Raw genomic sequence first — 20,287 nt, 5'->3', positions numbered from 1 at the left:
TGCCAGCGACATGCGCGGCGGTGGCGTTAGCCGCCCGCGCTTTCCTTGCGGATCAGCCAGCGGCCATCGACGCGCTGCAGCTCGAGCGTCTTGCGGCCGCTCTCCTTGATCTTGTCGGCGGCGTAGCTCTGCTTGAACTTCGCGGTGGCCGTGTTGCCGTTGATGCTGACCACCAGGTTGTCGACCTTCACGCTGATGCTCGACTTGTTGCCGATGCGCTTGCGGCGTTCCTCTTCCCAGGCCTTGTGGCTGCTGCCCTTGGCGGGCTGGAAGTCGCTCGCGTAGCTGGCGAGGTACTTGTCGACGTCCTTCGAGGCCCAGGCGGCGGCCCAGGCGCGCACGGCGGCCTCGACCTCGGCCGGCGCGGCGGCGGCTGCGGCGGGCGCAGGCGCGGGGGCCGCGGCGGGAGCCGGTGCGGCCGCGGCCGGTGCTGCTGCCGCAGGGGCCGCAGCGGGGGCCGGCGCCGCTGCCGGTGCGGGTGCCTTCGCGGGTGCATCGGCCGCCACGGCCGGTGCGACTGCACAGAGGCCGGCCAGGGCGGCCGCCGCGAGCACGGCACCTGCGGAGAGACGGGGAAGGAATCGATTCATGCGCATGTCCTGGTTGTGTTGATGTCGGAACCGGTCGCCGAGGGCGGATTTCGATTCTGGCAGTGAAACCCGGCCCGCATGTGTCGGATCGTCGCGGCTGTACGGCCGCCGCAACGCCGGGCCCCCGCGCACTCACCGGTTCCGGTGGTCAGGCGGCGCGCGCGGGCCGCGGCGCGACCGTGCCCGCATCGAGCGTACGGTTGCGCATGCGCAGCGACAGCACCGCCGCCACGCACAGCACGCACAGCACCGCGCTCAAGGTCACGCCCAATCCGCGCGCATCGGACAGCAGGCCGAACAGCGGCGACACCAGGCCGCCCACCGAGAGCGCGAGTCCCAGCGTGATGCCGCTGGCCGTGGCCGGGTTGCGCGGCAGGTAGTCCTGCGCCAGCGTCACCTGCGCCGCGAAGGGCAGGAACATGCACAGGCCCAGCAGCGCCGTGCAGGCCAGCGCCCAGGCGGGCGATGACGCGAGCACCAGCCCGGCCATGGCCGGCACCGCGAGCAGGTAGCCCGCGCGGATCGTGCCCATGCGCCCGATGCGGTCGCCGAGCCAGCCGCCCAGCAGGGTGCCCACGGCACCGGCGGCGGTGAAGCCGGTCAGCGCCACCGCGCCCTGGAAGGCCGAGCCGTGCAGGTCGCGCGTGATGCGCAGCGAGAGCATCGACAGCACCGTCACGTAGGGGATTGACCAGCCGACGATGGTGGCCACCAGCAGCGCGAAGGCGCGCCAGTCGTTCGGCGCTCGCTGCGCCGCGGCCTGCGCGCGCCGGGCCGCGCCGGCCCGTGCCGCGTTCGCCGCGCCCTGGCCGCGATTGGCCAGCAGCCACACGGCGCCCATCGCCAGCGCGGGCAGCCCGAGCAGGTAGCTGCGCGACAGCGCGCCGCCGCCGACCACCGTGGTGGCGAGCACCGGCGCGAACGAGGCGCCGATGGTGCCGCCGACCGAGAACACGCTCATCGCCTTCTGCGAGGCGCCGCCGGCAGCGCGCGCCGCCACTGTGGCGCTCGGGTGGTAGGCCGCGATGCCGAGGCCGCACAGCACGGTCGCGAGCCAGGTCCAGAGGTAGTTCGAGCCCAGGCCCGCCAGCACCAGCCCCAGCGCCGCGACCAGGAAGCCCACCGGCACCAGCCAGGGCCGCGGATGGCGGTCGGCATAGAGGCCGAACAGCGGCTGCACCACGCTCGACAGCCCGGTGGCCGCGAGCATCAGCCCGCTCACGGCCGTGTAGCTGTAGCCGCGCTCCAGCACCATCAGCGGCAGCAGCGCGGGCACCAGGCCCTGGTAGAGATCGTTGACGGCGTGGGTGCCGGTGAGAAGCCCGAGGCGGCCCTTGTTCATCGGCGGCCTCCCGGCATGGCCGGCGGCGGATTGCAGTGCATGCGATAGCCCTTTCTGTGAAACCTCGTGTCGAGGCCGGGCCATGCTAGGAAGCCGTGCGAAGATGATCTCGCTACGAAAGAACAAGGATCGTCGAGAAATGGACAAGCTGCAGCCGCCCGTCGAATTCGACCTGCGCCCCGAGCATGGCGAATCGACGCCGCGCGCCGTCGCGGTGCTGGCGACCGATGCCGAGGGCCATGCCGTCATTCCGCTGCACAGCCATCGGCGCGGCCAGCTGATCCATGCGATCTCGGGCGTGATGATCGTGAGCGCCGAGGCCGGCAGCTGGGTGGTGCCGCCGGGGCGCGGCGCCTGGCTCCCGCCCGGCATGGTGCACGGCATCCGCATGGCGGGCGACGTGCGCATGCGCACCGTCTTCGTCGAGCCCGGCACCCGCGCCGGCCTCGGCGCCGACTGCCGCGTGATCCCGGTCGATGCGCTGCTGCGCGAGCTCATCGTGGCCGCGATCGCGCTGCCGCTGGACTATGCGCACGGCGGGCGCGACGAACGCGTGATGGAGCTGATCCTCGACGAGATCGAGCGTGCCCCCGCGCTCTCGCTGCACGTGCCGATGCCGCGCCATGCGCGCCTGGCGGCGCTGTGCGAGGAACTGGTGCGCGATCCCGCGCTGCCGGCCTCGCTCGAGGCCTGGGCGAAGCGGCTGCACGTGAACGCGCGCACGCTGGCGCGCCTGTTCCAGCGCGAGACCGGCATGAACTTCGGCGCCTGGTGCCGGCAGGCGCGGCTGCTGCTGAGCCTGCCGCGGCTGGCGGCCGGCGCCTCGATCCTCGAGGTGGCGCTGGCGCACGGCTACGACAGCCCGAGCGCCTATGCGGCGATGTTCCGCCGCACGCTGGGCATGCCGCCGAGCCAGTACCTGCAGCAGCAGGGGTAGGGCCGGCCCGCCCCGCTACTTGAAGCCCAGCACGTGCGGCAGCCAGGTGCTGAGCGCGGGCACGAAGGTCAGGATCACCAGCACCGCGCCGTGGGCCCAGAGGAAGGGCACCAGCTCGCGCACCAGCGCCGACATCGGCACCTTCGACACGTTGCAGGTCACGAACAGCAGCCCGCCCACGGGCGGCGTGATCATGCCCAGCGTGAGGTTGAAGATCACGATCATCGCGAAGTGCACCGGATCGACGCCGAGCTTGATCGCCACCGGCGCGAGGATCGGCGCCAGCACCATCACGCCCGGCAGCGGCTCGATGAAGATGCCGAACAGCAGCAGGAACACGTTGACGATGATCAGGAACATCCACGGCGAAAGGTTCATGCCGATCAGCCATTCGGCCATCTGCTGCGGGATGCCCTCGATGGTCAGCACCCAGGCGAAGGAGGCCGACAGGCCGATGATGATCAGCACCGAGGCCGACAGCAGCGCCGAGCGCGAGAGGATGTCGGGCAGCATCTTCCACTCGAGCGTGCGGTAGACGAACTTGCCGCACACCAGTGCGTAGAACACCGCCACCACCGAGGCCTCGGTGGGCGTGAACCAGCCCGCGCGCATGCCGCCGAGGATCACCACCGGCAGCAGGATCGCGGGGATCGCCTTCCAGGTCGTGACGAGGATCTCGCGCAGCGGCGGGGTCTGGCCGTCGCCCTTGTAGTTGCGCTTCTTCGAGACGTGGTAGTTGACCAGGCACATCGCGACCGCGATCAGGATGCCCGGCAGGATGCCGGCCGCGAACAGCGTGCCGACCGACACGCTCGCGTCCTGCAGCGCATAGATGATCATGATGATCGAGGGCGGAATGATCGGCCCCACGATCGCGGTCGAGGCCGTGAGCGCCGCCGCGTAGGAGCGGTCGTAGCCGGCTTTGTCCATCATCTTGATCAGCATCGAGCCCGGGCCCGCCGCGTCGGCCAGCGCCGAGCCCGAGATGCCCGAGAAGAAGGTCAGCGAGACCACGTTGGTGTAGCCCAGGCCGCCGCGGCGGTGGCCCACGAACTGGCCCGCGAAGCGCAGCAGCACCTCGGTCAGCGAGCCGCCGCTCATGAGCTCGGCCGCGAGGATGAAAAAGGGCACCGCCATCAGCGGGAAGCTGTCGATGCCGGTGAAGGTTTCCTTCAGCAGCACCATCAGCGGATAGCTCTCGGCGAGGATCAGCGTGGTGGCGGTGGACAGCCCGAGCGCGAAGGCCACGGGCACGCCGATCGCTAGGAACACGCAGGCGGAGACGATCAGAACGACGCTGGCATCCATGGTCGTTCTCCTTACAGCGACGCCGAGGCGTTGGCGTCGAAGTGCGCGTCGGACGCGAACTCGCGGTTCATCACGTAGCCGCGCACCACCAGCAGCCAGTGCACGATCAGCAGCACGCCGCCGATCAGCATCGCGCTGTAGATGTAGGCGAAGGGGATCTGCGTCACCGCGGTGAGCTGGAACATGGTGCGTTCCATGTAGAGCCAGCCGTACCAGACCATGAAGCCGAAGAAGGCGAACAGCAGCGAGGCGACCACGATGCGCAGCGCGATCGCGGCCTGGCGCGGCAGCGCGTCCTGCAGGTTCTCGACCGCGATGTGCCCGCCGTAGCGCAGCACCGGGCCGGCGCCGATGAAGGTCAGCCAGATCATCATGTGGCGCGACACCTCCTCGGCCCACTCGATCGACTGGCTGGTGGTGTAGCGCAGCACGACGTTGGTGAAGATGATGACCGACATCGCGGCCAGCAGGAGGATCAGCGCCCAGCGGTTGGCGGCGAGGAAATAGCGCTCGAAGGCTTGCACGTGTGTTGTTCTCGGTTCTGTCTCAAAACGAAGCGCCCGGCGGGGCCGGGCGCGTTCCTCGAACGTCGGGGGCGCCGCGCGGCGCCGCCTCTCTTATTGGACGTCCGTGATCTTCTTGATGTTGTCCGCGCCGAATTCCTTGGCGTAGCTCGCGTAGGCGGGCTTGAGCGCCTCGCGGAAGGCCGCGCCGTCGACCGTGCGCGTGACCTTCATGCCGTCCTTCTCGAGCTGGGCGATGCCGTTGTTCTCGTCGTCGTTGACCTTCTTGCGCTGGGCGATGGCGGCCTTCTTCGCGGCCTCGACGAACACCTTCTTGTCGCCGTCCGAGAGCTTGTTCCAGACCTTGGGCGACAGCAGCAGCAGGGCGGGCGAGTAGACGTGGCCGGTCAGCGACAGGTGCTTCTGCACCTGCGAGAACTTCGAGGCCAGGATCACGGGGATCGGGTTCTCCTGGCCGTCGACCGTGCCCTGCTGCAGCGCGCCGAACAGCTCGGGGAAGGCCATCGGCGTGGGCAGGATGCCGAAGGTGCGGTAGCCGTCCATGTGCACCTTGTTCTCCATCGTGCGCATCTTCAGGCCGGCCGCGTCGGCGGGCTTGACGATGTCGCGCTTGCTGTTCGTCATGTGGCGGAAGCCGTTCTCGGTCCAGGCCAGCGCGACGATGCCCTTGCTCGGGAACTTGGTCAGGATGTCCTGGCCGATCGGGCCGTCCATGACCTTGCGCGCATGGGCGTAGTCGCGGAACAGGAACGGGATGTCGACGATCTTGACCTCGGGCACGAAGTTGCCGACCGGGCCGGTCGAGGTGTTCACCAGGTCCTGCGTGCCGAGCTGGATCGCCTCGATCTGCTCGCGTTCGCCGCCCAGCGCCGAGTTGGCGAAGTGCTGGCACTTGAAGCGGCCTTGCGTGCCCTTCTCGACCTCGTCGCAGAACACGGTCGAGCCGACGCCGTAGTGCGACTCCTTCGAGGTCGCGTAGCCGATCTTCAGGACGGTGGGTTGCTGCGCGAGGGCGCTGGTGCCCAGGGCGAGCGAAAGGCAGGCGGCGGCGATGTGGCCGAGTTTCATGGTGTCTCCGGGGGGATTGGTCAGGATTGCGTCAGGCGCCCCGGACTATGCCGCAACCGGAAGCCCTACAGCGTCGGGATTTTCACGGACGTACTCGCGGATCACCGCGTCGAAGCTGTCGTCCGACCCCAGGCCGAGCGCGCGGGCGCGCGGCGTGTCGAAGCGGCCGGGCCACGACTTCACGATGCGCCGGATCGTCGGCTCGGGCGTGCGGTCGAGCAGCGCGGTCGCGGCCGGCCCGGCCACGCGCTCGAGGGCCGCGGCCATCTCGCCGACGGTCGTGGACAGCGAAGGCAGGTTCACGGCGGTGCGCGGACCCCATTCGGCCTCGCTCGCCTCGGCAGCGCGGATCAGCCCCTCGATGGTGCGCGCCGGGGAGGCGACGGCCACCGGCGTCTCGTCGGGCACCGGGCAGGCCGCGCGCAGCCCGGCCAGGGGCTCGCGGATCATGCCGCTGAAGAAGCCCGAGGCCGCGCCGTTGGGCTTGCCCGGACGCACGCTCACCGTCATCAGGCGCACGCTGCGCCCGCGGATGAAGCCCTTGCGCGTGAAGTCGGCCACCAGCTGTTCGCCGATGAACTTCTGGATCCCGTAGCTGGTCTGCGGCGTGGGCAGCGTGTGGTCGTCGATCACCGGCGGCAGCGGCTGCTCGGGCGAGTCGCCGAACACCGCGAGCGAGCTCGAGAACACCAGCACCGGCCGGGTGCCGAGCGCGCGCAGGCGTTCGAGCAGGGCGTGGGTGGCGGCGAAGTTGCTGCGCATGCCGAGGTCGAAGTCGGCCTCGCACTCGCCGCTGACCGCGGCCGCGAGGTGGAACACGGCCTCGGCCTCGCGCCAGGGCGTGGCGTCGGCATCGGCGCCCAACTGGTCGTTGAGGTCGCCAGTCACGAAGGCGACACGCGGGTCGGCCGCGAGGTCGGCCGGCGGCGGCGCTCGGTCGACCAGGGTGATCCTGGCGATGGGGGCGGGGGCCGCGCCCGCGAGCGAAAGGCGGCCCTGCGCGAGCAGCGTGCGGGCGAGGCGGGCGCCCAGAAAGCCGGCGCCGCCGGTGATGACGATCTGCATGTCGGTCCTTGTCTCCTGTCGAGGGCCCGAGGATAAGCGCGGCCGGCGCGCGACACTCGGGCCTTCGCCAGTCCGTCGAGCCGAACGATGAACCTCCGATTCGTGGAAGCCTTCCACTGGGCCGTGGCCCTCAAGAGCGTGACGCGCGCCGCCGAGAAGCTGCACCTCACGCAGTCCGCGCTGTCCAGCCGCATCGCCGCGCTGGAGCGCGAGCTCGGCACCTTGCTGCTCGACCGCCGCGACAAGCAGTTCCGCCTCACGGTGGCGGGCCAGCGCTTCCATGCCTTCGCGCAGAAGCTGCTCGAGATGCAGATGCACATCAAGGCCGAGATGGGCTCGGGCGCGGTGCGCGAGACGGTGCTGCGCGTGGGCGCGATCGAGTCGGTGGTGCACAGCTGGCTCACCGGCTGGCTCAAGCACATGCAGGCCACCTACCCGGACTTCGAGCTCGAGCTCACGGTCGAAACCACGCCGGTGCTGGTCGACCAATTGCAGCGCGGCAAGCAGGACCTGGTGTTCGCCGCGCTGCCCGCGGTGGGCGACGGCGTGCGCACGCGCGCGGTGCCGCCGATGGCCATGTGCTTCGTCGGCCACCGCGAGCTGCACCTGCGGCGGCGCTACCGCATCGCCGACCTGCTGTCGCTCGACCTGCTGACCTTCCAGCGCGGCTCGCAGCCGCACGTGGCGCTGCTCGAGTTCTTCCGCGAGGCCGGCGGCGCGGCGCCGCGCGTGCATGCGATCTCGTCGATCTCGGCGATGGCGCAACTGGTGGAGGCGGGCTTCGGCGTGGCCACCTTGCCGCGCGCGGTGGTCGATGGCCTCGCGCGACGGCTGCCGCTGCGCGTGCTGCCGAGCGAAGGCACGTTGGAGCCGTTGCCGATCTATGCGAGCTATCGCGACGATCCTTCCTCCTTGCTGCTCGAAGCAGCGGTGAGCTCTGCCGTGGTGCACGGATCGCACCGCGCTGGCTCATCGAAAAAATCGATGAGCTGAGCAAGAAACTTTGCGTTGGCGTTCGGACGCGCGGATTCCCACAATCCGCCCACCACAACGAAGAGACAAGCAGCCGCTCGCCAACGCCATGCCAGCCAACGACGAATCGACCTCCCTGCCCACCGGCGCGAGCAGCGCACGCGAAGTGCGGCAAGCCGCCCGCGCCGGCCGCCTGGGCGGCCACACCAGCGGCCTCGCCAGCGCCCACGTGCAGGGCAACCTCGTGATCCTGCCGCAGGCGTACGCGGGCGACTTCCTGCGCTTCTGCCAGGCCAATCCCAAGCCCTGTCCGCTGCTCGGCGTGACCGAGGTCGGCGATCCTTCGCTCCCCGCGCTCGGCGAGGACATCGACCTGCGCAGAGACCTGCCGCGCTACCGCGTCTGGCGCGAGGGCGAACTGGTCGACGAGCCCACCGACGTGCGCGCGCTGTGGCGGGACGACATGGTCGGCTTCGTCATCGGCTGCTCGTTCACCTTCGAGCATGCGCTGCTGGCCGAGGGCATCGCGCTGCGGCACGTGGCGCAGGGCCGCAACGTCGCGATGTACCGCACCGGGCTGCAGACGGTGCCGGCCGGTCCGTTCAGCGGGCCCCTGGTGGTGTCGATGCGCCCGCTGCGCGCGGCCGATGCGATCCGCGCGGTGCAGATCACCTCGCGCTTTCCGGCCGTGCACGGCGCGCCGGTGCACCTCGGCGATCCCGCGCTGATCGGCATCCGCGACCTCGGCCGCCCCGAGTACGGCGATGCCGTCGAGGTGATGCCCGACGAGCTGCCGGTGTTCTGGGCCTGCGGCGTGACGCCCCAGGCCGCGCTCGCGGCCGCGCGGCTGCCGCTGGCGATCACGCATGCGCCGGGCGCGATGCTGGTCACCGACCTGCCGCATCACCGGCTCGCCGCGCTGTAGCGCGCCGCCCCTGGTTCCGATCGCCGCCGGTTCCCTGGGCAGGGACCGCGCGGCGCCGTTCCCGCCCCGACCCACCCTGGAGAAGACACACCATGAAAAACAGCACCCTCGAGGCCACCGCGCCGACGCCCGTCGACGGCATGGAGGACGCCGGCGACGCCAACTGGCTGCGCACCCTGAACCCGAACGAGAAGCGCACGCTCGCGGCCTCGTTCAGCGGCTACGCGGTCGATGCCTTCGACTACTACACGCTGCCGCTGGTCACGCCGATCCTGCTGTCGCTGTGGGGCATGAGCAAGACCGAGGTCGGCCTGATCGGCACCGCCACCCTGGTGGCCTCGGCGCTCGGCGGCTGGGCCGCGGGCATCCTGGCCGACCGCTATGGCCGGGTGCGCATCCTGCAGCTCACGATCCTGGTGTTCGCGATCTTCACCTTCGCCTGCGGCCTGGCCCAGACGCCCGGGCAGCTGCTGGTGGCGCGCACGCTGCAGGGCCTGGGCTTCGGCGGCGAATGGGCCGTGGGCTCGGTGCTGATCGCCGAGATGATCCGGCCGGCCTACCGCGGCAAGGCGGTCGGGCTGGTGCAGAGCAGCTGGGCCGTGGGCTGGGGCGCGGCGGTGCTGGTGTCGATGGCGCTGTTCTCGTTCCTGCCGCCCGAGGTCTCGTGGCGCGTGATGTTCCTGCTGGGCCTGCTGCCGGCGCTGCTGATCGTCTTCATCCGGCGCTCGATCAGCGACCCCGAGATCTACGTGCAGACCCGCGCCGCCGTGGCGCGCGGCGAGCGCAGCGGCAACTTCCTCGCGATCTTCAAACCTGGCGTGCTCGGCACCACGGTGCTCGCGAGCCTGCTGTTCACCGGCATGCAGGGCGGCTACTACGCCATCGGCGTGTGGCTGCCGACCTTCCTGAAGAACGAGCGCCACCTGACGGTGCTGAGCTCGGGCGGCTACCAGTTCATGTTCATCGTCGGCGCCTTCGTCGGCTACCTCTGCGGCGCCTACCTGTCGGACCGCCTGGGCCGCCGCCGCGCCTTCATTCTGTTCGCCATCGGCGCCGGCCTGCTGGTCTATGCCTACACGCTGCTGCCGATCACGGACGGCCTGATGCTGCTGCTGGGCTTTCCGCTCGGCTTCTTCATGTCGGGCATCTTCAGCGGCGCGGGCGCCTTCCTGGCCGAGCTGTTCCCCAACGAGCTGCGCGGCTCCGGGCAAGGCTTTTGCTACAACTTCGGGCGCGGCATCGGCGCCACCTTCCCGGCGCTGGTCGGCGTGCTGAGCGACCGCATGCACCTGCCGCTGGGCACCGCCATCGGGGTCTGCGCGGCGGTGGCCTATGCGATGGTCGTGGTGGTGGCGCTGTGCCTGCCCGAAACCCGTGGCCGCGACCTGCGCCAGAACTGATCCGATTCCGCTTTTTTCCTCGCGAACACCTATCCTTGTTCCCCATGACCACGCAAACCCTTCTCCCGTCCCGCTGGCAGTTCTGGATCGACCGCGGCGGCACCTTCACCGACCTCGTGGGCCGCGATCCCGAAGGCGGCCTGCACACGCTAAAGCTGCTGTCGGAGAACCCCGAGCAGTACCGCGACGCGGCCGTCGAGGGCATCCGCCGGCTGCTGAGGCTGGCGCCCGGCGAGGCCGTGACGCCCGAGCGCGTGGAGTGCGTGAAGATGGGCACCACGGTGGCCACCAACGCGCTGCTCGAGCGCAAGGGCGAGCCCACGGTGCTGGTCACGACGAAGGGCTTCCGCGATGCGCTGCGCATCGCCACCCAGGCGCGCCCGCGGCTGTTCGATCGCCGCATCGTGCTGCCCGAGCTGCTGTACCGGCGCGTGATCGAGGCCGACGAGCGCATCGACGCGCAGGGCGGCACGGTGCAGGCGCTCGACGAGGCGCCGCTGCGCGCGCAGTTGCAATCGGCTTTCGACGAGGGCCTGCGCGCCTGCGCCATCGTCTTCATGCATGGCTGGCGCCACACGGCGCACGAGCTCGCGGCCGAAGGCATCGCGCGCGCCATCGGCTTCACGCAGGTGTCGGTGTCGCACAAGACCAGCCCGCTGATGAAGCTGGTGCCGCGCGGCGACACGACGGTGGTCGACGCCTACCTGAGCCCGATCCTGCGCCGCTATGTCGAGCAGGTGTCGCAGCAGATGCCGGGCGTGCCGCTGTTCTTCATGCAGAGCTCGGGCGGGCTCACGCAGGCGAACCGCTTCCAGGGCAAGGACGCGATCCTCTCGGGCCCGGCCGGCGGCATCGTCGGCATGGTGCGCACCGCGCTCGACGCCGGCCATGCGCGCGTGATCGGCTTCGACATGGGCGGCACTTCCACCGACGTGTCGCACTACGCGGGCGAGTTCGAGCGCTCGTTCGAGACCCAGGTGGCCGGCGTGCGCATGCGCGCGCCGATGATGAGCATCCACACGGTGGCGGCCGGCGGCGGCTCGATCGTCTCCTTCGACGGCGCGCGGCTGCGCGTCGGGCCCGAGTCGGCCGGCGCCAATCCCGGCCCCGCGAGCTACCGCCGCGGCGGCCCGCTGACCACCACCGACGCCAACGTGCTGCTCGGCAAGATCCAGCCCGTGCACTTCCCGCAGGTGTTCGGCCCGGGCGCCGACCAGCCGCTGGACCGCGACGCGGCCGAGCGCGGCTTCGCCGCGATGGCGCAACGCATGACCGAGGCCACGGGCCGCGCGGTCGGCGCCGAGGAGGTCGCGAGCGGTGCGCTGCGCATCGCGGTGGCGAGCATGGCCAATGCGATCAAGCGGATCTCGGTGGCGCGTGGCTACGACGTCACGCAATACACGCTGCAGTGCTTCGGCGGCGCGGGCGGCCAGCATGCCTGCCTGGTGGCCGATGCGCTGGGTATGCGCAGCGTCTACCTGCATCCGCTGGCGGGCGTGCTCTCGGCCTTCGGCATGGGGCTGGCCGACCAGCTGGCGCTGCGCGAGCGCGCGCTCGAGCGTCGGCTCGATGCGGCGGGCCTGGCCGAGGCGCGCGAGGCGGCCATCGGACTGGCCGGGCAGGCGGTGGAGGAACTGCGCGGACAGGGCGTGGCGGAGGCCGCGATCAGCGTGCTGCACCGCGTGCAACTGCGCTACGAGGGCACCGACACGGCACTGCCCTGCGCGCTGCCGATGGACACGCCGGCCGCCGAAGCCATCGCCGCGATGCGCGACGAGTTCGAGCAGGCCTACCGCCGGCGCTTCGCGTTCCTGATGAGCGAGCGCGCGCTGGTGATCGAGGCGGTGGCGGTCGAGGCGGTGGGCGCGGGCGAGCGCACGCGCGCCGCGGCGGCGACCGGCACGGCCGCATCGCATGTGCCCGAGTCGCTCGCGGCCGTGCGCATGTACTGCGAGGCCGACGAAGCCGCCGCGGGCTGGCGCGATGCCGCGCTGTTCGACGAGGCCGCGCTGCGCCCCGGCGCGGTGGTCGACGGCCCGGCGATCCTGGCCGGGCGCAACGCCACCACGGTGGTCGAACCCGGCTGGCAGGCACGCGCCACGGCCGACGGCGTGGAGCTGCACCGTGTGCGCGAGCGCGCCACCAGCCACGCGATCGGCACGCGCGCCGACCCGGTGATGCTCGAGGTCTTCAACAACCTCTTCATGAACATCGCCGAGCAGATGGGGCTGCGGCTGCAGAACACGGCCTACTCGGTCAACATCAAGGAGCGCCTGGACTTCTCGTGCGCGCTGTTCGACGTCGAGGGCAACCTGATCGCCAACGCGCCGCACATGCCGGTGCACCTGGGCTCGATGAGCGAGTCGATCAAGACCGTGATCGCCTGCAACCCCGACATGAAGCCCGGCGACGTGATCGTGCTCAACGACCCCTACCACGGCGGCACGCACCTGCCCGACATCACGGTGGTGACGCCGGTCTATCTCGACGCGGCCGATGCGCGGCCCTCGTTCTACGTGGCCTCGCGCGGCCACCATGCCGACGTGGGCGGCATCACGCCGGGCTCGATGCCGCCGTTCTCCAAGACCATCGGCGAGGAGGGCGTGCTGATCGACAACTTCAAGCTGGTGGAGGGCGGCCGGCTGCGCGAGGTCGAACTCCGCGCATTGCTCGGCGGCGGCGCGCATCCCTCGCGCAACATCGAGCAGAACCTGGCCGACCTGCGCGCGCAGATCGCGGCCAACGAGAAGGGCGTGCAGGAGCTGCAGGCCATGGTGGCGCAGTTCGGCCGCGAGACGGTGGCGGCCTACATGGGCCATGTGCAGGACAACGCCGAGGAGTCGGTGCGTCGCGTGATCACGGCGCTCAAGGACGGCGAGTTCATGCTGCCGCTGGACAACGGCGCGCGCATCCAGGTGCGCGTGAAGGTCGACGCGGCGGCACGCTCGGCGACGGTGGACTTCAGCGGCACGAGTGCGCAATTGCCGAACAACTTCAATGCGCCGCGCGCGATCACGATGGCGGCGGTACTGTATGTGTTCCGCACGCTGGTCGACGACGACATTCCGCTCAACGCGGGTTGCCTGAAGCCGATCGAGGTGATCGTGCCCAGCGGCTGCATGCTGAACCCGTTGCCGCCCGCGGCGGTGGTGGCCGGCAATGTCGAGACCTCGAGCTGCGTGACCAACGCGCTCTACGGTGCGCTCGGCGTGATGGCGGCGAGCCAGTGCACGATGAACAACTTCACCTTCGGCGATGGCGCGCACCAGTACTACGAGACCATCTCGGGCGGTTCGGGCGCGGGCGAAGGCTTCGACGGCACGAGCGTGGTCCAGACCCACATGACCAACTCGCGGCTCACCGATCCGGAGGTGTTGGAGTTCCGCTACCCGGTGCGGCTCGACAGCTACAGCCTGCGTTCGGGGTCGGGGGGCGCGGGGCGCTGGCGTGGTGGTGATGGGGGTGTGCGGCGGGTTCGTTTTCTTGCGCCGATGACGGCTTCTATCCTCAGCAATGGGCGGCACCATGGTGCGTTTGGTGGTTCTGGTGGTGAAGCAGGGGTGGTAGGGGTCAATCGCGTGGAGCGGGCTGATGGGAGTGTCGAGGCGCTTGATCACATCGGGCAGGTGCAGATGGAAGCGGGGGATGTGTTTGTGATCGAGACGCCTGGTGGGGGTGGGTGGGGGGCTGCTTTGGGTTGAGGTTGGGGCGGGCGCGCGCCGACGGGGTACTCCCCTCCGCGAATGTCCCCCGGCCTGCGGCCTCCTCCTTTATTTCGCTGCGGGGAGTACCCCATCGACACGCGCCTGGACGCAATGGTTGTTGGGCCGCCGGCACCACCGCAGCGTCCCCGTGCACAGGGCAGTGGGTGCTTCCCGCAGCGAAATCAAGGAGGAGCCGAAGGCGGGGGACATTCGCGGAGGGAAGTACCCGCTGTCCTGTGCACGCGCCCCGAACCGCAACAAAAAAACTGTCCCAGCCCAACAGAAAAACTGGTTGGACGCGATGGAGCAGCGCCCCTACGCTTGCAAGACCCAGCAAGGATCCCCATGCCACCCAACGAAGCACCAGATTTCTTCATGACCGACGGCCAGTCGGACTACCGAATGGTGCGCCCCTGGCAGAAGCCTTCACCACGCGGCAATGTCGGCGTGATCAGCCAGTTGGCGCTCGACAGCCGCGGCCGCGTGTTCGTGCTTCAACGGTCGGCACCGCAACTGCTGATCTACGGACCCGATGGCGAACTCGACACGGTCTACGAAAACCCCAGGCTCACCAGCGGCCACGGCCTCTTCATCGATGCCGCCGACAACGTCTACCTCGTGTCGTACGACGCCCACCAGGTGCTGGCGCTCGATGCCGCACTCGAAACACGTTTCGAACTCGGCCGCTTCAATGCGCCGCGCTGGGGTGCGCCGTTCAATCATCCGACCGACGTGGCGGTGGCACCCGATGGCGAGATCTATGTGAGCGATGGCTATGGCAATGCCTGTGTGCATCGCTTCTCGGCCGAGGGGCGGCATCTGCAGACCTGGGGCGGCGTGGGGCAGGGGCCCGGCGAGTTCTCGACGCCACATGGCGTGTGGGTGCTGTCCGATGACCGCGTGGCCGTGTGCGACCGCGACAACGACCGCATCCAGCTCTTCGATCGCGAGGGGCGCTATCTCACGCAGTGGACGGGCCTGTTGCGGCCGATGGACATCTGGTCGAACGACCGCGAGGTGTTCGTGACCGAGCAGGCACCGCGCGTGAGCCGGCTCGATCTGTCGGGCGCGGTGCTGGGGCGTTTTCGCACTTTCGGCGTGTATGGCCATGGCCTGTGGGGCACGGCCGATGGCAGCCTGTTCGTGGCCGAGCAAGGGCACGGCATGCATTGCGTGACCAAGTACGAACGCATCGGGCCGGCAGGGGTGGCTGCGCTACGCTCTCGTGCATGAAAGCGTTGCCTCAGGATTTTCTCGACGTTCTGCGCCTGCCCGTGCTGCACGAGGACGACCTCGATGCGCAGGCGAGCTTCTACGACCGCGATGCGGTGTCCGACTTCTATCGCGCCACAGTGAAGGAAGGCACGGGCGACGAGGTGCTGCAGGCCGCGGCCGCGCTGCTGCCCGAACTGCATCCGCTGCGCGCCGCGCTGTTCGCGATTCTTTGCGGCGGGCTGGTGGAGAACGGTGCCGATCCGCGGCTGCTGTTTCCGGCGGCGCTGCGGCGCCTGGCCCAACTGCTCGCATCGCTCGCACCCTATTGCGCCGCGGAGCCGATGGAGGACGACGATGAAGAAGAAGCGCCCGAGGAGGACCCGGCCGATGTCCTTGCCTGGCGTGCCGCCGAATCCACGCTCGAGGCGCTGCCGCCGGCCGAGCGCCTGCAGGTCGAGGCGAGCCGGCAGGCGGTCGATCTGCTGGTGCTGCCGCTGATGGCGATGCTGATGCGCGACGTCCGCAACCACCGAGACCTGCTGGCCAACGAGGCGCTGCGCGCGCGCATCGAGGCGCTGTCGGTCAACGGCACCTTGCCCTTCGAGGAGCTGCACTTCCTGCACCGCGCCGCCCAGATGGCCTACGAGGACGAGCTGGTCGTGCTGCTGCCTGCCTCGAGCGCCGGGATGATCGTGCGCGCCCACGGCATCAACAACAACTTCCACGCCTTCTCGCTGCTGCAGGACCTGTTCAGCGTGCATGCGAAGGCGCTGGGCATCCGGCAACCACTGGCCGACCGCCTCGGTGCCGACGACGAACCGCGCGACAGCGACTCGGCCCAGTACCTCTGGTTGCAGGCCAAGGCCTATGCCGGTGGTGAACTCGTCGACCGCATGGCCTGGGCCTGGGGCGAGGGGACCTTGCGAGAGAACGCGCGTCGGCAGGGACGGCTGGTGCTCGTCGCGCTGGAGACCGAGGACAAGCCAGCACGCGGCTGGAACGGTTTCAACCAGGCCTTCCATTCGGAGCAGAAGCCACAGGTGACGCTGGTGCGCTTCCTCACCGCCGACGAGGTAGCCACGTACCTCGCTTGACCGACAGCCCCGCAGCGCTTCCCGTGCGCAGGGCAGCGGGTGCTTCCCGCAGCGAAATCAAGGAGGAGGCCGAAGGCCGGGGGACATTCGCGGAGGGAAGTACCCGCTGTCCTGTGCACGCGCCCCGAACGAGAACGGCCAGAAGCAAAAAGGCCCTCCGAAGAAGGCCCCAGAAAACAGACCTTACATCCCCACGTAGTTGGGCCCACCGCCCCCTTCAGGCGTGACCCACACGATGTTCTGCGTCGGATCCTTGATGTCGCAGGTCTTGCAGTGCACGCAGTTCTGCGCGTTGATCTGCAGCCGCTGCTTGCCCGAACTGGCCTCGTCGGGCACGAACTCGTACACGCCCGCCGGGCAGTAGCGGCTTTCGGGGCCCGCGAACTTCGCGAGGTTGACGTTGACCGGCACCGACGCGTCCTTCAGCGTCAGGTGGGCCGGCTGCTGTTCCTCGTGGTTGGTGTTGCTGATGAACACGCTCGAGAGCCGGTCGAAGGTGAGCTTGCCGTCGGGCTTGGGGTAGGCGATCGGCTGGCATTCCGCGGCCGGCTTCAGGTACTGGTGGTCGGGCTTGGTGCGGCGCAGCGTCCAGGGGATGTTGCCCTTGAGCAGCCACTGCTCGATGCCGTTCATCAGCGTCGCGACCAGCAGGCCCTTCTTGAACCAGGCCTTGAAGTTGCGCGCCTTCTTGAGTTCGGCATGCAGCCAGCTCTTCTCGAAGGCCGCCGGGTAGGCCGTGAGCTCGTCGTGCTGGCGGCCGGCCTGCAGCGCGTCGAAGGCGGCTTCGGCGGCCAGCATGCCGGTCTTGATCGCGGCGTGGCTGCCCTTGATGCGGCTCACGTTGAGGTAGCCGGCCTCGCAGCCGACCAGCGCGCCGCCCGGGAACACCGTCTTGGGCAGCGACTGCAGGCCGCCGGCCGTGATCGCGCGCGCGCCGTAGCCGATGCGCTTGGCGGGCTTGATGCCCTTGGCCTCGTCGCCCTCGAGGTACCAACGGATGTTGGGGTGCAGCTTCCAGCGCTGCATTTCCTCGAACGGGCTCAGGTAGGGGTTGCTGTAGTCCAGGCCCGTGATGAAGCCCATCGTGACCTTGTTGTCCTCCATGTGATAGAGGAAGGCGCCGCCGTAGGTGTCGCTCTTCATCGGCCAGCCGGCCGTGTGCAGCACGAAGCCGGGCTCGTGGCGCTTGGGATCGATCTCCCAGACTTCCTTGACGCCCAGGCCGTAGGTCTGCGGATCCTTGCCCTCGTCGAGCTTGAACTTGGCGATCAGCTGGCGGCCCAGATGGCCGCGCGCGCCCTCGGCGAACACCGTGTACTTGCCCAGCAGCTCCATGCCGAGCTGGAAGTTCTCGGTCGGCTCGCCGTCCTTGCCCACGCCCATGTTGCCGGTGGCGACGCCGCGCACGGCCCCCTTCTCGTCGTAGAGCACCTCGGCGGCCGGGAAGCCCGGGAAGATCTCGACGCCGAGGTTCTCGGCCTGCTGCGCCAGCCACTTGGTGAAGGCACCGAGGCTGATGATGTAGTTGCCGTGGTTCTGGAAGCAGTCGGGCAGGAAGGCGTTGGGCGTGCGCAGGCTGGCCTTCTCGCCGAGGAACACCATCGCGTCGTCGGTGACGGGCTGGTTCAGTGGCGCGCCGAGTTCCTTCCAGTCGGGCAGCAGCTCGTTGAGCGCGCGCGGGTCCATGATGGCGCCCGACAGGATGTGGGCGCCGGGCTCCGAGCCCTTCTCGAGCACCACGACCGAGACCTCCTTCTCGTTCTGGGCGGCGAGCTGCTTCAAGCGGATCGCGGTCGAGAGTCCGGCCGGCCCGCCACCGACGACGACGACGTCGTACTCCATGGCTTCGCGGGGACCGTACTGGGCAAGGATTTCGTCGTGGGTCATGGGGGTCTCGTCGATATGATGGGAGGCACTGGCGCTTCGTGGCTGCCGGGCATTTTATGCGGGCGCCACGGGCCGCCCCCGCGGGGCGTGTCGCCCGTGTTTTCACGTCGCCTTCGCGACTCCACAGGAACAGCACTCCATGGCGTACAGCATCGATCTCTCGGGCCGCGTGGCCTTCGTCACCGGCGCCTCGAGCGGCCTCGGCGCGCAGTTCGCGAAAACGCTGGCGCGCGCCGGTGCCGCCGTGGTGCTCGCGAGCCGGCGCGTCGACAAGCTCAAGGAACTGCGCGCCCGCATCCAGGGCGAGGGCGGCGACGCCCACGTGGTCGAGCTCGACGTGACCGACATAGCCAGCATCAAAGCGGCGGTGGCCCGCGCCGAGACCGAGGTCGGCGCCATCGACGTGCTGGTCAACAACTCGGGCGTGAGCACCACCCAGCGGCTGCAGGACGTGACGCCCGAGGACTACGACTTCATCTTCGACGCCAACCTCAAGGGCTCGTTCTTCGTCGCGCAGGAGGTCGGCAAGCGCATGCTGGCGCGTGCCAAGGGCGCGGCGCCGGGCACCTACATCGGCGGGCGGATCATCAACATCGCCTCGGTGGCCGGGCTCAAGGTGCTGCCGCAGATCGGCGTCTACGCCATGAGCAAGGCCGCGCTGATCCAGATGACCAAGGCCATGGCGCTCGAATGGGGCCGCTTCGGCATCAACGTCAACGCGCTGTGCCCGGGCTACATCGAGACCGAGATCAACGAATCGCACTGGAGCACCGAGGGCGGTGCCAAGCTCGTGAGCATGCTGCCGCGCAAGCGCGTGGGCAAGCCCGAGGACCTCGACGGCCTGATCGTGCTGCTGGCCAGTGGCGAGAGCCATTTCGTGAACGGCGCCGTGATCGCCGCCGACGACGGGTTCGCACTCTGAGCCCGCGCGCCTGGTTCGGGGTCGCGGCCGGCCTGGGCGCGGGGGCGCTCTGGGGGCTGGTGTTCGTCGTGCCGCGCATGGTCGGGCACTTCGCCATGGTCGACATCGTCTCGGCGCGCTTCGCCGTCTTCGGCGCCGTGTCGGCGCTGGCCGTGTTCGCGCGGCCCGCGGCGCAGCGCTGGCCCACGGGACGCCAGGCGCTGGCCGCGCTCGGCCTCAGCGTGCTGGGCTTCAGCGGCTACTACCTGCTGCTGGCCTTCGGCATCGTGGCCGCGGGCACCGAGGTGCCCAGCCTCATCATCGGCACCATCCCGGTCTGGATGATGCTGCTGGGCCGCCCGCCGGGTCTGCGCATGGCCGCGCTGCTGCCCGGCCTGCTGCTCACCGGCGCCGGCATCGCGCTGATGATCTGGGGCGCGTGGTCGGCGCAGCAGGGCGGCGCGCACGGCGGCGGGCGTTTCGCCTGGGGCATCGTGCTCTCGCTCGGCGCGATGGCGAGCTGGACCGTCTACGGCCTGCTCAACGCCGCCTGGCTGCAGCGCCACACCGAGATCCACGCGGCCGACTGGGCCAACTGGCTCGGCATCGCCACCGGCCTGGGCGCCATCGGCCTGTGGCTCGCGGCGGGCAGCGACCTCGCGGCGCTGCGGGCCCAGCCCGACAGCACGCTGTTCGTCGTGCTGGCGCTCGCGGGCGGCTTCGGCTCCTCGTGGCTCGCCACCATCCTCTGGAACGTCGCGAGCCAGCGGCTGTCGGCCAGCCTCTGCGGCCAGCTCATCGTGAGCGAGACGCTGTTCGCGCTGGTCTATTCCTTCGTCTGGGACGGCCGCTGGCCGCAGGCCACCGAGCTGGTGGCGGCGCTACTGTTCGTCCTCGGCATCCTCGCCTCGATCAAGGCCCACCGATGAGAATCGAAATCCCCGAAAAGAAGAAGCTGGTGTACGAAATGTCGATCCCGATCCGCTGGGGCGACATGGACGCGATGGGCCACCTCAACAACGCCAGCTACTTCCGCTATCTCGAGACCGCGCGCATCGACTGGATGCATTCGATCGGCTTCGAGCCCGAGCCCGGCGGCGAGGGCATGGTGATCGTGAACGCCTTCTGCAACTTCTACCGGCAGATCGAGTACCCGGGCAACGTGCTGCTCAAAATGTACGTGAGCGACCCGGGCCGCACCACCTTCGAGAGCTGGGCCACGATGGCGCGCGCCGACCAGCCCGATGTGATCTGCGCCGCGGGAGGCGCGACCACGATCTGGGTCGATTTCCCGAAGCAGAAGGCGCTGGCGCTGCCCGACTGGCTGCGCGCGCTGGTCAGCGACTGACCGCGGG

The 20,287-nt window shown here is 69.7% G+C and carries 17 protein-coding genes; 10 read left to right on the top strand and 7 right to left on the bottom strand.

From position 1 onward, the window contains the following. Positions 1-26 precede the first annotated feature (26 nt). Positions 27-590, bottom strand: a complete 564-nt coding sequence (locus AC07RM_RS20305) for a L,D-transpeptidase Cds6 family protein (RefSeq protein WP_395351619.1) — start codon at positions 588-590, stop codon at positions 27-29. A 148-nt stretch (positions 591-738) separates the two neighbouring features. Continuing rightward, positions 739-1,932, bottom strand: a complete 1,194-nt coding sequence (locus AC07RM_RS20300; RefSeq protein WP_495335657.1) for an MFS transporter — start codon at positions 1,930-1,932, stop codon at positions 739-741. A 139-nt stretch (positions 1,933-2,071) separates the two neighbouring features. On the opposite strand from AC07RM_RS20300, the gene AC07RM_RS20295 reads away from it, so the two are divergent. After that, on the top strand, positions 2,072-2,869 hold the full coding sequence (locus tag AC07RM_RS20295; protein WP_495335656.1) for an AraC family transcriptional regulator: 798 nt from the start codon (positions 2,072-2,074) through the stop codon (positions 2,867-2,869). A gap of 15 nt (positions 2,870-2,884) precedes the next feature. Here the strand turns inward: AC07RM_RS20295 and AC07RM_RS20290 are convergent, their stop codons facing one another. From AC07RM_RS20290 to denD, 4 genes are all read right to left on the bottom strand, one after another. After that, complete coding sequence (locus AC07RM_RS20290) at positions 2,885-4,177, bottom strand: TRAP transporter large permease (RefSeq protein WP_495335655.1); 1,293 nt, start codon at positions 4,175-4,177, stop codon at positions 2,885-2,887. Between the two features lie 11 nt (positions 4,178-4,188). After that, positions 4,189-4,701, bottom strand: coding sequence for a TRAP transporter small permease (locus AC07RM_RS20285; RefSeq protein ID WP_203201622.1), 513 nt, complete (start codon positions 4,699-4,701; stop codon positions 4,189-4,191). Positions 4,702-4,794: 93 nt separating this feature from the next. After that, entirely contained in the window at positions 4,795-5,769 is a 975-nt protein-coding gene (locus AC07RM_RS20280; RefSeq protein WP_203201621.1) for a TRAP transporter substrate-binding protein, read from the bottom strand. A 45-nt stretch (positions 5,770-5,814) separates the two neighbouring features. Beyond that, positions 5,815-6,834: a D-erythronate dehydrogenase gene (gene denD, locus AC07RM_RS20275; RefSeq protein WP_208510015.1), complete on the bottom strand. Its 1,020-nt coding sequence runs from the start codon at positions 6,832-6,834 to the stop codon at positions 5,815-5,817. 87 nt (positions 6,835-6,921) lie between these two features. On the opposite strand from denD, the gene AC07RM_RS20270 reads away from it, so the two are divergent. From AC07RM_RS20270 to AC07RM_RS20245, 6 genes are all read left to right on the top strand, one after another. After that, positions 6,922-7,827 (top strand): LysR family transcriptional regulator, encoded by a 906-nt coding sequence (locus AC07RM_RS20270; RefSeq protein WP_057597662.1) that lies wholly within the window; start codon positions 6,922-6,924, stop codon positions 7,825-7,827. An 88-nt stretch (positions 7,828-7,915) separates the two neighbouring features. Beyond that, positions 7,916-8,731, top strand: coding sequence for a putative hydro-lyase (locus tag AC07RM_RS20265; RefSeq protein WP_495335654.1), 816 nt, complete (start codon positions 7,916-7,918; stop codon positions 8,729-8,731). 140 nt (positions 8,732-8,871) lie between these two features. Then, positions 8,872-10,131 carry an MFS transporter gene (locus tag AC07RM_RS20260; RefSeq protein ID WP_495335737.1) on the top strand — a complete coding sequence of 420 codons (1,260 nt, stop codon included), beginning with the start codon at positions 8,872-8,874 and terminating at the stop codon, positions 10,129-10,131. A gap of 44 nt (positions 10,132-10,175) precedes the next feature. After that, a complete protein-coding gene (locus AC07RM_RS20255; protein WP_495335653.1) occupies positions 10,176-13,832 on the top strand; it encodes a hydantoinase B/oxoprolinase family protein in 3,657 nt (1,218 codons plus the stop codon). 348 nt (positions 13,833-14,180) lie between these two features. After that, entirely contained in the window at positions 14,181-15,068 is an 888-nt protein-coding gene (locus tag AC07RM_RS20250) for a 6-bladed beta-propeller (RefSeq protein WP_495335652.1), read from the top strand. Beyond that, positions 15,065-16,144 carry a hypothetical protein gene (locus tag AC07RM_RS20245; protein ID WP_495335651.1) on the top strand — a complete coding sequence of 360 codons (1,080 nt, stop codon included), beginning with the start codon at positions 15,065-15,067 and terminating at the stop codon, positions 16,142-16,144. Before AC07RM_RS20250 ends, AC07RM_RS20245 begins: the two co-directional genes overlap by 4 nt. Before the next feature lie 183 nt (positions 16,145-16,327). Here AC07RM_RS20245 and AC07RM_RS20240 read toward each other — a convergent pair whose 3' ends face one another. Further along, positions 16,328-18,031 (bottom strand): electron transfer flavoprotein-ubiquinone oxidoreductase, encoded by a 1,704-nt coding sequence (locus AC07RM_RS20240; protein ID WP_495335650.1) that lies wholly within the window; start codon positions 18,029-18,031, stop codon positions 16,328-16,330. A gap of 139 nt (positions 18,032-18,170) precedes the next feature. Between AC07RM_RS20240 and AC07RM_RS20235 the strand changes: the two genes are divergently transcribed. From AC07RM_RS20235 to AC07RM_RS20225, 3 genes are all read left to right on the top strand, one after another. Further along, positions 18,171-18,953, top strand: coding sequence for an SDR family oxidoreductase (locus AC07RM_RS20235; RefSeq protein ID WP_490878697.1), 783 nt, complete (start codon positions 18,171-18,173; stop codon positions 18,951-18,953). 77 nt (positions 18,954-19,030) lie between these two features. Then, positions 19,031-19,861 (top strand): DMT family transporter, encoded by an 831-nt coding sequence (locus tag AC07RM_RS20230; protein WP_495335736.1) that lies wholly within the window; start codon positions 19,031-19,033, stop codon positions 19,859-19,861. Then, a complete protein-coding gene (locus AC07RM_RS20225; RefSeq protein ID WP_495335649.1) occupies positions 19,858-20,280 on the top strand; it encodes an acyl-CoA thioesterase in 423 nt (140 codons plus the stop codon). The genes AC07RM_RS20230 and AC07RM_RS20225 overlap by 4 nt, the downstream gene beginning before the upstream one ends. Positions 20,281-20,287 lie beyond the last annotated feature (7 nt).

The organism is Variovorax sp. GW821-FHT09B05, from assembly GCF_059418265.1.
This window is presented reverse-complemented; position numbering and strand designations above follow the sequence as displayed.